The sequence below is a fragment of the Phaeobacter sp. JH20_02 genome (assembly GCF_048056915.1).
Classification (GTDB): Bacteria; Pseudomonadota; Alphaproteobacteria; order Rhodobacterales; family Rhodobacteraceae; genus Phaeobacter; species Phaeobacter bryozoorum.
Map to the genome: position 1 here is coordinate 15,011 of NZ_JAYMVP010000001.1, position 12,849 is coordinate 27,859.

General features: G+C 59.8%; 12 protein-coding genes. 4 read left to right on the forward strand and 8 right to left on the reverse strand.

The genetic code is table 11. From position 1 onward, the window contains the following. Positions 1-31: 31 nt before the first annotated feature. From VWY34_RS00080 to VWY34_RS00090, 3 genes are read right to left on the reverse strand one after another with little or no spacing between them, the layout of a single operon-like run. On the reverse strand, positions 32-1,405 hold the full coding sequence (locus VWY34_RS00080; RefSeq protein ID WP_416537948.1) for a polysaccharide biosynthesis/export family protein: 1,374 nt from the start codon (positions 1,403-1,405) through the stop codon (positions 32-34). 58 nt (positions 1,406-1,463) lie between these two features. Beyond that, complete coding sequence (locus VWY34_RS00085; RefSeq protein ID WP_416544932.1) at positions 1,464-2,123, reverse strand: YjbF family lipoprotein; 660 nt, start codon at positions 2,121-2,123, stop codon at positions 1,464-1,466. Continuing rightward, complete coding sequence (locus tag VWY34_RS00090; protein ID WP_416544934.1) at positions 2,120-4,249, reverse strand: YjbH domain-containing protein; 2,130 nt, start codon at positions 4,247-4,249, stop codon at positions 2,120-2,122. The genes VWY34_RS00085 and VWY34_RS00090 overlap by 4 nt, the downstream gene beginning before the upstream one ends. 127 nt (positions 4,250-4,376) lie before the next feature. On the opposite strand from VWY34_RS00090, the gene VWY34_RS00095 reads away from it, so the two are divergent. The 3 genes from VWY34_RS00095 (at position 4,377) to VWY34_RS00105 (ending at position 6,196) form a co-directional block, all read left to right on the forward strand. After that, positions 4,377-5,105 carry a metallophosphoesterase gene (locus VWY34_RS00095; protein ID WP_416545078.1) on the forward strand — a complete coding sequence of 243 codons (729 nt, stop codon included), beginning with the start codon at positions 4,377-4,379 and terminating at the stop codon, positions 5,103-5,105. A 75-nt stretch (positions 5,106-5,180) separates the two neighbouring features. Continuing rightward, the gene (locus VWY34_RS00100; protein ID WP_416544936.1) at positions 5,181-5,528 is read left to right on the forward strand and encodes a DUF3140 domain-containing protein; all 348 of its coding nucleotides are present in this window, start codon (positions 5,181-5,183) and stop codon (positions 5,526-5,528) included. 14 nt (positions 5,529-5,542) lie between these two features. Next, positions 5,543-6,196 carry an aspartate-semialdehyde dehydrogenase gene (locus VWY34_RS00105; protein WP_340547599.1) on the forward strand — a complete coding sequence of 218 codons (654 nt, stop codon included), beginning with the start codon at positions 5,543-5,545 and terminating at the stop codon, positions 6,194-6,196. 35 nt (positions 6,197-6,231) lie between these two features. Here VWY34_RS00105 and VWY34_RS00110 read toward each other — a convergent pair whose 3' ends face one another. Further along, positions 6,232-7,413: a DUF418 domain-containing protein gene (locus tag VWY34_RS00110; protein ID WP_416544938.1), complete on the reverse strand. Its 1,182-nt coding sequence runs from the start codon at positions 7,411-7,413 to the stop codon at positions 6,232-6,234. Between the two features lie 198 nt (positions 7,414-7,611). Between VWY34_RS00110 and VWY34_RS00115 the strand changes: the two genes are divergently transcribed. Then, positions 7,612-8,691, forward strand: coding sequence for a calcium-binding protein (locus VWY34_RS00115; protein WP_416544940.1), 1,080 nt, complete (start codon positions 7,612-7,614; stop codon positions 8,689-8,691). An 87-nt stretch (positions 8,692-8,778) separates the two neighbouring features. Here VWY34_RS00115 and VWY34_RS00120 read toward each other — a convergent pair whose 3' ends face one another. From VWY34_RS00120 to VWY34_RS00135, 4 genes are all read right to left on the reverse strand, one after another. Next, complete coding sequence (locus VWY34_RS00120) at positions 8,779-9,927, reverse strand: lytic murein transglycosylase (protein WP_416544942.1); 1,149 nt, start codon at positions 9,925-9,927, stop codon at positions 8,779-8,781. Between the two features lie 108 nt (positions 9,928-10,035). After that, positions 10,036-10,803: an ATP-dependent Clp protease proteolytic subunit gene (locus VWY34_RS00125; RefSeq protein WP_416539551.1), complete on the reverse strand. Its 768-nt coding sequence runs from the start codon at positions 10,801-10,803 to the stop codon at positions 10,036-10,038. A 46-nt stretch (positions 10,804-10,849) separates the two neighbouring features. Further along, entirely contained in the window at positions 10,850-12,220 is a 1,371-nt protein-coding gene (locus VWY34_RS00130; RefSeq protein WP_416539552.1) for a hypothetical protein, read from the reverse strand. 115 nt (positions 12,221-12,335) lie between these two features. Continuing rightward, entirely contained in the window at positions 12,336-12,833 is a 498-nt protein-coding gene (locus tag VWY34_RS00135; RefSeq protein ID WP_340547605.1) for an MgtC/SapB family protein, read from the reverse strand. Positions 12,834-12,849 lie beyond the last annotated feature (16 nt).

Consider the following 12,849-nt stretch of genomic DNA (forward strand, 5'->3'; position numbering starts at 1 on the left):
CGGGTGACCGGTCCTGTCGATGTCAGGCCGGTCAATTGACTGCTGCCGCAACAGGTGTGGTGATCAGCGACGGGGTGATCTGGCGCAGGGTGCGACCCCATTTTGTGACCGGGTTTTCGGCCACAAAGATCACGTCATCGGGGCGCAGCTGAAATTTCGTCGCGAGTGTCAGATTGGCGGCGCTGCTGGCATTCAGATGCCAGGCGGTAACCGCGCCGAACTCGCGCGGATCGCTGGAGGCGCGCAGCACATAGACCTGCGAGACGTCACCGGTTTCGCGGGCTATTCCACCGCCCGCATCATAGAGTGCATCGGCCAGTGTGGCCTGACGCTCATACGGCAGGGGGTATCGTGTCTGATTGTCGACCTCCCCGGCCAGATAGACGTAATCGCGACCATTGGCACCCAGAGCCTCGCGGGCTTCGAAGGTGCTGCGTTGCTCAGCATTATCATTGCGGCGGAGGGTGATCGCGGTGTTCAGCTCGCTCAGCTCCTGCGCGCGGGCAGCCAGAGTTGTCTGCTTCAGGCGAATTTGCTGTTCAAAGAAGCGTTCGGCCCGGTTTAGGTTGAAGTCCGTGTCGACAAATACCGCATCGCCGGAGACAAGACGCGTGTTCTGCAGGTCGGGGCTGGCATAGAAATCCGTCAGCGGGATCTGGTAGAGGTCGCCGTCGCGGTAAATCCTCACCGAGCTGACATCAATATCTGGGACGGACACGCTGCCTGCGGCGGCAAGGGCTTCGCTGAGGTAGAGCGGCGTCAATGTGATCGGCAACACGCCAGGTTTGCCGACGGCACCGCCAACCGAAACGCGGCGTGAATTGAACTCGGCGATCTCAAGGCTGAATGTCGGATCGAATTGCGCTTCGACCAGTTTCTGAAACAGCAGCTCTTCGGCATCTTCGATGGTCAGCCCGCCGATGCGGATGCGGCCGACGTCGGGTATGTTGACAGAGCCATCATCCTGCACGGTATAACCGTTGCGGCTGTTTTGCGCGGCAAGCAGGCCGGTGAGCTGCTCAAGCGTGTTGCGCGTGGACGGTGTCGCCAGCATCACGACATCACCAACCCCGATCTGATAGGGCATCTGCGGTACGGAAGGGGGGGGCTTCAGGGCGAGGCGTTGATTACGCGCACCTTCCTGAGTTGAGGGTGCCTCAGGCAGGCGGCCCGCCCCGCGGCCAACCAGGCCCGCGCCGGTTCCCGCTGATCGTGCATAGGCATCCGGAAGGGATTGCGGCGCATAAGGCGCGCGGTTGGCCTGGATCACGGTTTCGCCATTCAGCGGAACCACACGCACCTGCGTGCCATCCCCGGCGCCGGGGATGACGTCAGAGCTGCGGTAGATGGTCGAGCATCCTGCCAGCGCAATCGTGGCGCAGCAGATCATAGAAATCAGGCGCAAGGTCTTTCCTCCGGTCGGGGTGGGGTAGTGTTGGTCAGATGCGATAGGGGTGTGCGGATCATGGTGTCACTCGCAGTCGCGTTGTCATATTGCCGATAAACGGCCCGGTCCACTGGCGGCTTTGGATCAACCTGTTGTCTGATGACCGCAGCCAATAGAGGTTCAGGAACCGCTGCTCAGGGTTTTGGCAGTTTTCGACCATCAGACGGCTTGCGATCTGCTGGTCGCCAATGGTCAGGGTGCGGGGGCCGCGATCCTTGATTTCGCAGTGATATGTCCTGGTCTCAATCCGGTCGTTTCCGGTCAGATAGCTGTGAAAGCGCAGCGCCGGACCTTCTGCATGTGCAAAAATCCGTCCACGGGATTGATCCTGTTCAACGGCCATAAGACCGATACCGAAGCCACGGGTTGCGTGCAGCAGACCCCGGTCGGTTTGCAGGCTGGCACCGTCCGAGGACAGCCAGGTCACCAGACCCGCCCGCTCCGTCTCCCGAAGCATCACGCCGCTTCTTCCTGTCTGGAGAAATCCAACCTGCATCTGTTCTGCGCCAGCCTCGGCCAGCTCCGCGACGTGAGGTATGGCAGAGGAGAGACCGCCCTGCCGCAGCTGCTGAAGGGTCAGGATCTCACGCTCGTCATTTGTGCAGGCTGCGAGGATCAGGCAGCCAATAGCAGCGCTGCTGATGACCAGGTGGTGGAGCTGTCGGGTGATCGTCATCTGGAGTAACGCCCCCATTGTGCGGCAAGCGCGCGCCCACGGCTGTCGCGCACTTTTTCATAGAGACGTGTCTGCAGGTTGAGCCGCGCGCCGCCATCGCGCAGCACGGGGCGGATAACCTGCGTGATACTCTGCCGCGACGGTTTGCCGGTGAGCCAGGCAACGGGCACCTCAACACGGATGCCCTTGTCAAAGGAGCCTTCGCCGAAATCCTCGGAGGATGTATCGGTCAGCGTTGCAAAGGCCCCAACCTTGAAACCGTTGTTGAACTCACGGTCGATGGTGACGGTGGTGCCCCAGTCACCAGCCAGATACCGGCCCATATCGACCTGAACATGATAGTCGCCGCGCGTTTTGTAATAGACCGAGGCATGACCGGTCACGACGTCGTAGTCCTGAAATCCGAACTGGACGTCGAAATCGCGTTGCCGGACATAATTAAGCTCGGCTCCTAACGCCAGGCTGCTGCCAACGGGGAACCACAACACCTCTGCCGATATGCCGCCAAACATCTGCTCGAGATAGCCTGCAGTGACGCGCGCAAACAGATCCTGGTGCGGGCGCCAGACGTAATCGGCTGTCAGATGGCTGAGGCGCAGATCGGATTCCGACGCATAGCGGGCCCAGTCCGAGCGGACCCGCGGCAAGACCGAATTTGACGGGCGGGCGGAGGCGTCGAGATTGCCGATCACCGGTTGGCGCAGCTGTCCGGCAAAGGTCAGGCCGGGCGCAGGTTGATAGGCGGCTCGCAGTTCCGCCCCGACTTCGTAGCGCAGCGGCTCATCTGGATCAAAGAAAGACAGCTGCGTGTAAGGCCCGAAGCGATAGGTGAACCGAGGGAAGGCGTCGATGCCAGCGCTGTTGGGGATCGGCTCTGGGGCGTCTTCGATATCGGCGCGGGCAAGGCTGCGCCAGGCGCCATCCAGATCGCCTTCCAGCTCGTAGAGGTCGTTCCGCTGCGTGGTGACGCGGGTCGTGGGCAGGCCGTTCTCGGCGAGCGTGACCTCAAACTGTTGCAGATGCGGAGGCAGGGTATTTGCCATAACGCGATTGGTCCGACCGACAGCCTGCGCGGAGGCGCCGTAGCGCATGTTCTCCACCGTGATCCGCGCTTGGCTGCCCACGCGTTCGAAGCCGAGCAGCCGGATGCCCTCGGACTCAAGCTGGGATTGCAGCACGCCGTAGAGCCGGGCAGGCTCGGCGGATCCGGTTTCGCCCTGGGCGAGGTTCCAGCTGGCCAGGGCGACCTGTTCTTCCGGTTTCAGCGCAGGCGCGGCGGCTCCCTGACCGCCGGGAGCAGCGGCGCGGCGCGGATCAAACGCATAGCTCAGCTGAACGGCGAGGGCCGATCCGTTGAGATAAGAGCCGCCCAAAGTGACTCCGTTGTCGAAGCGGTAGGATGCGCCGATGTTGACAGGTGAACGGATGTCATTCAGCCCACGCTGAGCTTCGGCTGAATAGGTGTCGGAGGAATATTCGGCGGTCAGCGACCAATGCGGAGTTACATCCCAGCGCAGACCGCCAAACAATGCGGCGTCGCCGCGGAACCAATTGCCAAAGTCCAGTTGTCCGGTTGTGGATATGCCGCCGGCGTTTGAATCTTGTCGTGTATCAAACCGCCCATCGAGTGCCGTCAGTGGATTGCGCTGCCCGCCGCGCCCGGCAAGCCGACCCCAGCCAATCCCGCCGGTGACGGTCAGATCGGGAGTGACATGTTTTGTCGCCACGAGGTATTCGCTGGCGTAGACGCCGGTCCCACCGAAATCCCGCAGGCCAAGGGCGATAGCCGGTCCCGCCGCTGTTTCATCGCGCAGTTGAAAATGGATATCAAAGCTGCGGTCATACCGGCTAAGGTCGACGCCGGCGTCGAAACCGCGCAGAAAGCTATAGCGAAAACTGCCGTAGATATTCGGCAACATCTGAAACGTCAGGGTGTTGCGGCTGGTGTTATCGAAGTTTGAGGTGGTCAGCGCGATGGTTCCGTCGGGCAAAACCTCTGCGGTCGGCATATCGACCAATCCGGGCGTTCCATATGTCGATAGTGTCTGGGCCGGAGCCTGAATGGCACCCAGCGGGCCGCTGAGCGTACCCAGGCAGCCAATCATAAGAATTGCGTGTCCCCGCATTCCCACCCAGCCTCGTCGTGCCCACCTTTTTCGGCGGTGCTTCTTCACACTGCTCCCAACCCCGCCTAACACTAGACCAGCAGATTTGCCGGTTATGACAGCATCAGGCCCCCAGGGAGCAGCGATTATGTTCAAAAGGTTAATTACCGGAATTCGGCGAAAACCACAAGATTTTGCAGCTCTCAATCCAGAATTGCGTTTTTATGTTATCGGCGATGTTCACGGATGCGACGATCTGCTGGCCCGCCTTCTGGAGCGGCTTGATCCGGCGCTGCCTCTGGTCTGCCTGGGCGATTACATCGACCGCGGCGAACAGAGCGCCGCAGTTCTGCGCCGTCTCATGAACCGGCCGGATACAACTGCCCTGATGGGAAACCATGAAGCCATGCTGCTGGATTTTCTGATCGACCCGGTTGCACATGCCGCAATCTGGCTACGCAATGGCGGGCTGCAAACGCTTGCGAGTTTTGGTGTCACCGGCATATCGGAGCATTCATCGGCCGCCAGTTTGGAGCAGGGAGCGGCTGCGCTGCGCGCAGCGATGGGTCCAGAGATGATCGCTTGGGTAGAGGGTCTGCCCACCTGTTGCCAATCCGGTAATATATTCATGGCCCATGCCGGTGCGGATCCGGGCGCTCCGGTGTCAGAACAATTCCGGCAACAGCTGCTATGGGGTTGCCCAGATGCCCGCAAGGGACGCCGCAAGGATGATATTTGGGTTGTTCATGGCCATTGGATCGTCACTGAGCCTACTGTTGCCGACGGTCGGATCGCCTTGGATACTGGTGCCTTCGCAACCGGGCGGCTGACAGCTGCTGAAATCGATCTCGGCACAGTCAGGTTTATCTCCACCTGAGGCGGGCTGTATCGGCCATCGGAACGAAACCGGCTCTTGCGCGTTTCTCATCGAGCGGATCTGGGAGAATGGGTCATGTCATCCAAAAGCAAAGCCGAAATCTGGGACCAGTGGAAAACAGCCGTCAATATGGCGCCTGCTGAATTGGAGAGCTGGCTGGAGACGGAAGAGAGCAAATCGGTTGGCGACAGTGACAACGGCGAGTCGACGGGACATGCGTCTGGACGTCGGATCGTCAAGATCAAACGCACGAACAAGGATGACCTGAGTCAGGAAGACTATGAACACATGGCTAAGGTTGTTGGCTATGTTAGGCGACATTGCGCCCAGGGCGGACCCGAGGACGACATTGAAAACAGCCGGTGGCGATACTCGCTGATGAACTGGGGGCATGATCCGTTGAAATCCGATGGGTGTTCCTGACATAGGAGAGGCCAATGACCACAGCGAAGAAAAACGACCCTGAACTCTGGGAAGAAGTGAAAGAAGACCTCACCAAAAGCGGCAAGGGCGGCGAACCGGGGGAATGGTCGGCCCGCAAGGCACAGCTGGCCGTCCAGGAATACAAGCGCCGTGGTGGTACCTATGCCGAAGATGGTCCCGATCAGGAAGATACTGACCTCAATCAATGGAGCGAGGAGGACTGGGGGACCAAATCCGGGGCCGATAGCAGCGAGACCGGAGAGCGGTATCTGCCAAAAGAGGTGAGGATGATCCTGACCGAAAAAGAATACCGGCGCTCGACCCGAAAGAAGCAGAGCGATACCCGCGATGGCCAGGAACAATTCTCCGACCAACCAGAGGATGTGCAGGAGAAGGTAGCGCGTATCAAGGAAAGTGGCCCAACCTATGACATGCTCTATGAGCGGGCACAGGATCTTGATATCGCAGGTCGCTCGGATATGGACAAGGATGCCTTGATGATGGCGATCCGCAAGGCAACGGATGAGAACGGGCGCGCCAAGGGCAGCAAGGCTGCCTTGAACGCCCATACGAAGGCGGAGCTTTATGAACGGGCGCAGGATCAGGGGATCTCGGGGCGCTCCGACATGTCCAAAGCCGATCTGGTCGATGCGCTTGCCAAATCGTAGGCGCTGCTTCTGGCAGGCGTTGTTGGTATCATCGGCTACCCGGCCAATCTGCGCATAGCCATCTCGACCGGGCCATGTTTGGCGTAGCGTGACCAGAGATATGCGTAAACCGTCGCGGCAGCGCAAAAAACAAGGGCTGCTGACACGGCCGTTTCGGGGGATTGGCCGCCCAATAGCCCCATCTCTTCCAGGATGCCCATACCGATCAGAATATGAGCCAGATAGAGCGTCAGTGTCTGGCGCCCAGCGGGCGCAAGTGCCTGCATCACGCCAATGCGGGTTAGAATTGGTGCAAGCAGGAGACAGCCACCGATCACCACACATGCGGTGGAAAGACCAGCAACCATATAGAGCGGCATAGGAGGAATTGGCAGTGTCGTCGCCAAATCGGCCAGGTCAGGGTCGACTTGGCGCAGGCTTTGGACGGCGATGGCGCTCGTTTTTTCAACTGCGGCATAGGTGATGGCTCCGAAGAAGACCAGATAGATCTGGAACCGCCGGTTTTGCAGCGGCATTCTGGACAGAAGAACGCCAGCCAGGAGAAACGCCAGCCACGGTACGACGGGGTGCCAGCCGTTGAAAAACAAATGGCGCAGGAAACCACGGATCGTCCAGAGATCGGCATAGGAGTAGAGCTGCCAGTCCCAGCCGGTGTCGTAGTCCAGGACGAGGATCATTGCCGGAAACATCAGGATCAGCATCACGATGAGCCAGGCGAGGCGCACTGTGGACGCACCGAGTAAGACCGCTCCGAAAAAGAAATATACAGCATAATAGTGCAGGATATCTGCCTCAAAGATCAGCATGTTCACCATCCCCAAGCTAAGCAGAAATGCAGCACGCCTTAACGTCGTCACAGTGATGCTGGCGGTTGCTCTCCTTGCCGCCAGACCAAGCCCGACACCGGCAAGAACGACAAAGCAGGCCGCCGCGCGCCCTTCAAGCGCCGTACTGAGCAGCGCAACGAGGCCGCTGCCCCCCTCAGCCCCCATGGCAATCTTGAAATTCACGATGACCATTCCGACAAAGGCAAAATAGCGCGCAAGATCTAGGCCTTGCAGACGGGCGGTGGATGAAGGTTGCATTCCAAGACCGTAATTGAATGAACGTACGTTCACTAACTGGGCCGTGCGAGCCACGCTTTCAACCCCGGCAGGCAATTCTTCACTGATTAGCTCAGATGAGGTATCAGAATTGCTTCGCCCGGGATCGGTCACCACAGGCGGTAGGCCGGATAGATGCGATGCCCGAAAGGATACGATGAGCGCGATACGAGTGAAACGCGCGTATATCGATCCTTGACTAGAATTTTCGAGGCATCTTATCATGTGAACCATCGCGAACTTATGCTGAGTTTGCGATATATTGACCGGTTGGGGTCGCGTTTTTTTGCGATACTGGAGTGATGAGTAAAGATGCCGAACGCAGTATTGAATGATATTCTGGAACTGGAAGAGTGGCTCGAGTACGTTGGTGGTACGCTCGCCTATAGTGGTAATGCCGATTTGCTTGCAGCATTCAACGCGAGCAATGTGACGCAGCTGACTGTTGGAGAATTTCTGATTATCATCGACGCGGCCGAGCAGGCGATTTTGTCGATCAACTGGCAGGATCTGATCAATCAGATCGCGGAGCTGCTAAACACGCCATTTATCTCTGACCAGCTTACGGCCGCAGAAAAACAGGCCATTCTTGACGCTGTGGCGATGATTGAACCCTCGGATATTACCGAGGGGTTTGACCTGTTGCGCGCCGAGTTTGCAGGCATCAATAGCGGGACTCTTGTTGTAGATGCTATGAATATCGCGGGCGGTGAAACGCCCGTTGGAACTGAAGCCGATGATATCCTCACCGGTACTATCGGCAGCGATGAGGTCGCTCTGTCGGCTGGCGATGATGTCTTCATCGCGGGGCAGGGAGATGTCGGTGACGACACTATCCGTGGCGGGTCTGGCGATGATACGATCAACGGAGGGTCCGGCCAGGATGTTCTATTCGGTGGTAGCGGAGCAGATCTGCTGCGCGGTGGTTGGGGGTCGGACCTGCTTAAGGGCGGACGTCAGGCGGATGTTCTGAACGGTGCGCAAGGCCATGATACGATATACGGTGAAGGCGGTGCCGACAGGCTGGATGGTGGATCGGGTAACGATCGGCTGGTAGGCGGTTCTGGCCATGATACCATATTGGGTGGAGCAGGTATCGATCGGTTGTTCGGCGGCAATGGAAACGATCTTTTGATCGGTGGCGCGCAAGCGGATTACTTCATTTTCCGTGGTAATTTTGGCGATGATACGGTCCGTGATTTTGCTGCGGGAAGTGATGCAGAAAAAATTGATCTGCGAGCTGTCGCCGAAATTTCGGATCTCTCGGATCTTCGTGACAACCATCTGACGCAGGACGGCAATAACGCCGTGATTGCGGATGGTCTTGGGAACACGATCACCCTTCTCGGGGTCGATATCGGCGACCTCGGTGCCGGTGATTTTATATTCTGACAATATGCGGCTTCGGCGGTGCATCTACGTTCTGCCGCCGAAGCACATCCCGACTGGCTGTGCACATGCCTGCGAGCTGGCGATATCCTAACCCAAATCGCGCAGCAGTGCCTGGGATGGGGTGCCGTCCGCTGGCAGGCCGCGGCTGCGTTGGTAGGCACGAATGGCTTCTTCGCTGTTCGGTCCGATGACACCATCTGCACCGCCTGTGTCAAAGCCCTTTGCCGTGAGGCGCTTCTGCAGCTGGATGCGATCATCCTTGGTCAGACCATTGGCATCGGGCGGAAAGCTGCTGCGCAACGGCCCCGCACCGCCGATACGATCAGCGAGGTGGCCGACGCCAATCGCGTAGGCGTCAGAGTTGTTATAACGCTTGATCGCGCGGAAGTTGCTGGTGACGGCAAATCTTGGACCGCCTGCCTGCGGCTGGATGACGGTGCCAATGGTTGGCGCAGAACCGACCACCTCCCGGCCCCAACGCTGACCCCGTGTCCAGCCGTTGCGGGCCAGATAGGCCGCTGTTGAGGCCAGAGCATCGCTGGGGTCATCCGACCAGATGTCGCGGCGGCCGTCGCCGGTGAAATCGACGGCAAAGGCCTGATAGGATGTGGGAATGAACTGTGTATGCCCCATGGCACCAGCCCAGCTGCCGGTCATGCGGGCTGCCGAGATGTCACCATTCTGCAAGATTCTCAGGGCAGCGATCAGCTGTTTCTCAAAAAACGCTCCGCGCCGACCGTCGAATGCCAGGGTTGATGTTGCTGAGATGACCGGCACGTCGCCCCGGCGCTCTCCGAAGAAGCTCTCCAGACCCCAGATTGCGGCAATGATTTCGGCATCGACGCCATAGGTCTGCTCCAGCGCGTTGAGCGTATTGCGGTGGCGTGCATAGGCCGCGCGTCCTTTGTTTACCCGTTCGTCCGAGGCGGCAATCGAGAGATAGTCTTCGAGGCTGCGCTTGAACTCGGTCTGGTTGCGGTCGCGTTTGATGACACCTGGCAGATAGCCTGCGCTGCGAAAGGCGGTGCTGAGCGTGCTGTTGCTGATCCCTGAAGCCGCAGCGCGTTGGCGGAACTCTGCGACCCAGGCGTCGTAGGCTGCGTTTGGTACCGGGCGAAGATCGTCAGGCAGACCGCTGGCCCTGCCTGACGTCACGCTACTGGTCGTGCCACCGCTGCAAGCCCCGAGGCCAAGCGCCATCAGTCCAATTCCGAAACCGCGTCGTGAAATGCTCATCTGCCTGCCTGCTGGTTATTCATTTGGGACAACACTAGCGGATCATCGACGCCCTGCAAGGTTTCGACGGCGATAATTTGCCAGCCCATCCGCTGGAAAAAGGCATGCCTACCCTTGGCTTTCAGGCTCGCTCGCGAGCCGGTAGGTCGCGCGCTCGGCGGGGGTCAGCAGATAGATTTCATCCCATGGCGTCACCAGGGCATGGCGCATGATCAATGGATCCACCCCCATGTCCTGAAGGTACTCCATGACCTCACCTTGGCCGCGCTGGATCTGCTCCACCGCGACAAACGCCGGGAGCACCGTGTTCTGCCCAAAATAATGCTGATGTACACCGATCATCGCATCCGGATCAGCATGTCGCGTGACACCTGCGGCCAGAATATAGGGGCAGGCCGAGAGGCATATGTCGCTGGCGGTCATCACGGTGGCGATCTCGCGCGCACGCAATGCGCGACCGATTTCAAGCGCGTCGTAAACTGACCCGCCGGGGCTGTTGAGGTACGTCTCTGTCGGGAGGCGTTCCAGAGCGTCGAGATAGGCAACGACCCGTGCGGCGTCGCCTTCGGCGATCCGCCCTGTAAGTGTCAATACCGGCTCACCCTCCCATTCTGGGGTTGCGATGTCCAATCGGTCCGGCATGTCCCGGGTGTCGGGTAGCGGTCTGCTGCCAGGCGCTGGGGCGCGATCCGGCAGTTGATCGGGCGTATACCGCCGGGTTTGGTCGCCCGGACCAATCGGTGCTGTCAGGGCGGGTGCCGATGATGGCCACGCCAGCTGCGGGACGATCTTTGCGAGATCTGTGCCCAGCAATACGGCAGCGAACCCAAATTGCGCCGCCAGCACCCAGCGCAGCACACGCCAGGTTTCCGGCAACCGTCTGCGCCTTGTCGCTGCCAGGTCCTGCTGATGGTCTGCCCGGTCAGTCGGCACGGCGTTTATCGTCCAGATTGGCTATATCCGATGCTGAGCTGCCAGAGGTCACATCTGGGGCCGGAGTGGGGTGGGCAGGGGTGATTGATGCAGCCCGGTCGAGAGAGGTGTCGATATCGCGGATGGCTGCAACGGCGGCCCGCAACTCGGCCAGCGTCATGGTGTCTTCGGTTGCTGCGCCTTCGCGTCCGGCGCGGATAGCAGCTTGTGTGATGGCGATAATCAGAACCAGGACGGCCGGAAGCAGATCAATCGCGATAGCGCCGGCCCAGGAAGGCACAAAGTTCCCCGCATATAGGATAACCGCATCAGCTGCGGAGACCGGAGTATATGTGGTATCGCGCGGGGGCGTCATGCCCAATACGGCGGCAGCAGCAGCGCCCAGCCCGTCGGCGCGCTGCGCCAGCACACGTCGGACGCTGTCGATGGTGGCTTGCTGGCCCTGCCGCGTGGCGGCATCCGATCCGTCCAGCTCGGGGGTGACGACGCTATCGGAGAGATCCCGCGCCGCGCGCTGCACCAGAGGGGCAACCGATAGCTGTCGCAACTGGGTGATCACATTTGCCAGACGAACCGCTTCCTCGGAAAACTGCACCGACCGTTGCGCGACCGGCCCCTGTTCCACCGTCAGGGCACGCATACGCGACAGGATTGCGTTGCCTTCATCAAAGGCGGATTCGACCAGCGGTTGCTGGCTGGTGATCTGGGTTTCTAGCGCTGCAAGCTCATCTGATTTCTGACGGAGCAACCGGAAGACCGCGCCCTGACCGGCAAAACCGGACAATTGACCGGTTGCTTCCTGCTCGGACAGGTCGACGAAGGTCTGGCGCACCCGCGCGACGTCACGGGCAAGGCTCTGGCCGCTCTGGGTGATTTCATCCGCACGTTCCAGGGCTGTCTGGTAGTCCTGAACAGTTACTGCCAGATGCTGTTCAACTGCGGCTGCACCGGCGAGCGCTGCGGCGTTGAGCCAGGACGACATGGCGATTATCGCGAGCGAACCGAGCGCCATTGACAGCACAAGGCCAATGCGGGCGGCCGCCGTGCGTACGGTTGGAACTAGCCGCATCATATAGGACCAGAACACGAAAATCCCGACCGAGACCGCAACCGAATAGGCGAGCGCCGCAATCACCGAGAACGCGCCGGTATCATCCAGCAACGAAGAAACCCCAAGATAGGTGTAGATCCCCGAGGCGACAGCCAGCACGCCAAGAGCGGTGCCGGTGATGCTGTCGAGCCAGCTGAGGTGATTTTCGAGATCGCGAGCATTTTGCGCGGCGCGTGCCTCGCTGCGGCTCAGCCCGGAGGTATGGCCGCTTGTGCGGTCCGAGGGCTGACCGGGGTGCCGAGTGGTCATTCGCAGTGCTCCCTTTTGCTTGCTTCAAGATATGGTGCAGGGGAGAAGATGCAATTGCTGCTCGCGTCAGATCGGTGATTTGGTGCAGTATTTGCGCCAGCCCAGTCGGCGGTGGTCAGTTGTCGTCCTGCGAGTCATCCTTGGCATTGTCGAGATCTGGCCGGTGCTGTTGCGCCCAATCCACGATCGTCAGGATGAGAAACGACAGCACCGCAACCGCTGTGGCTTCGGCAAGGAAGCCAAAACCAACCGCAATCCCCACGACGCCGACAACCCATATTGCGGCACCGCTCCCTACACCGCGAAGTCTGCCCGCTTCTGTCGTAGACATAACGGCACCAGCACCAAGAAACCCGATGCCGCCGACGATACCCTGAATGGTTCGTGACGGATCAATGGCTGCGGTCCCCTCTTCAGCGGCTGCGGCGAGGTTAAGCGTCAGTATGGTCAATGCACAGCAGCCCAGGCAGATCAGCATATAGGCTCGCGCGCCCAGAGGTTTGTGCTTTATCTCGCGGTCCAGTCCGATCAGCAGCCCCAGAGCGACGGCAAGACAACAGCGCAGAAGAAAGCTGTCGAAGGCGATCATAGCGGCTGTTTGCGGCGCGGACATGTTTTGCCTTTTTTGT

What these genes read in the sequence shown, in the direction of transcription:
- VWY34_RS00085 (WP_416544932.1), bottom strand. Translation starts at nt 2,123, where the DNA reads ATGACGATCACCCGACAGCTCCACCACCTGGTCATCAGCAGCGCTGCT.
- VWY34_RS00090 (WP_416544934.1), bottom strand. Translation starts at nt 4,249, where the DNA reads ATGCGGGGACACGCAATTCTTATGATTGGCTGCCTGGGTACGCTCAGC.
- VWY34_RS00095 (WP_416545078.1), top strand. Translation starts at nt 4,377, where the DNA reads ATGTTCAAAAGGTTAATTACCGGAATTCGGCGAAAACCACAAGATTTT.
- VWY34_RS00100 (WP_416544936.1), top strand. Translation starts at nt 5,181, where the DNA reads ATGTCATCCAAAAGCAAAGCCGAAATCTGGGACCAGTGGAAAACAGCC.
- VWY34_RS00105 (WP_340547599.1), top strand. Translation starts at nt 5,543, where the DNA reads ATGACCACAGCGAAGAAAAACGACCCTGAACTCTGGGAAGAAGTGAAA.
- VWY34_RS00115 (WP_416544940.1), top strand. Translation starts at nt 7,612, where the DNA reads ATGCCGAACGCAGTATTGAATGATATTCTGGAACTGGAAGAGTGGCTC.
- VWY34_RS00120 (WP_416544942.1), bottom strand. Translation starts at nt 9,927, where the DNA reads ATGAGCATTTCACGACGCGGTTTCGGAATTGGACTGATGGCGCTTGGC.
- VWY34_RS00130 (WP_416539552.1), bottom strand. Translation starts at nt 12,220, where the DNA reads ATGACCACTCGGCACCCCGGTCAGCCCTCGGACCGCACAAGCGGCCAT.
- VWY34_RS00135 (WP_340547605.1), bottom strand. Translation starts at nt 12,833, where the DNA reads ATGTCCGCGCCGCAAACAGCCGCTATGATCGCCTTCGACAGCTTTCTT.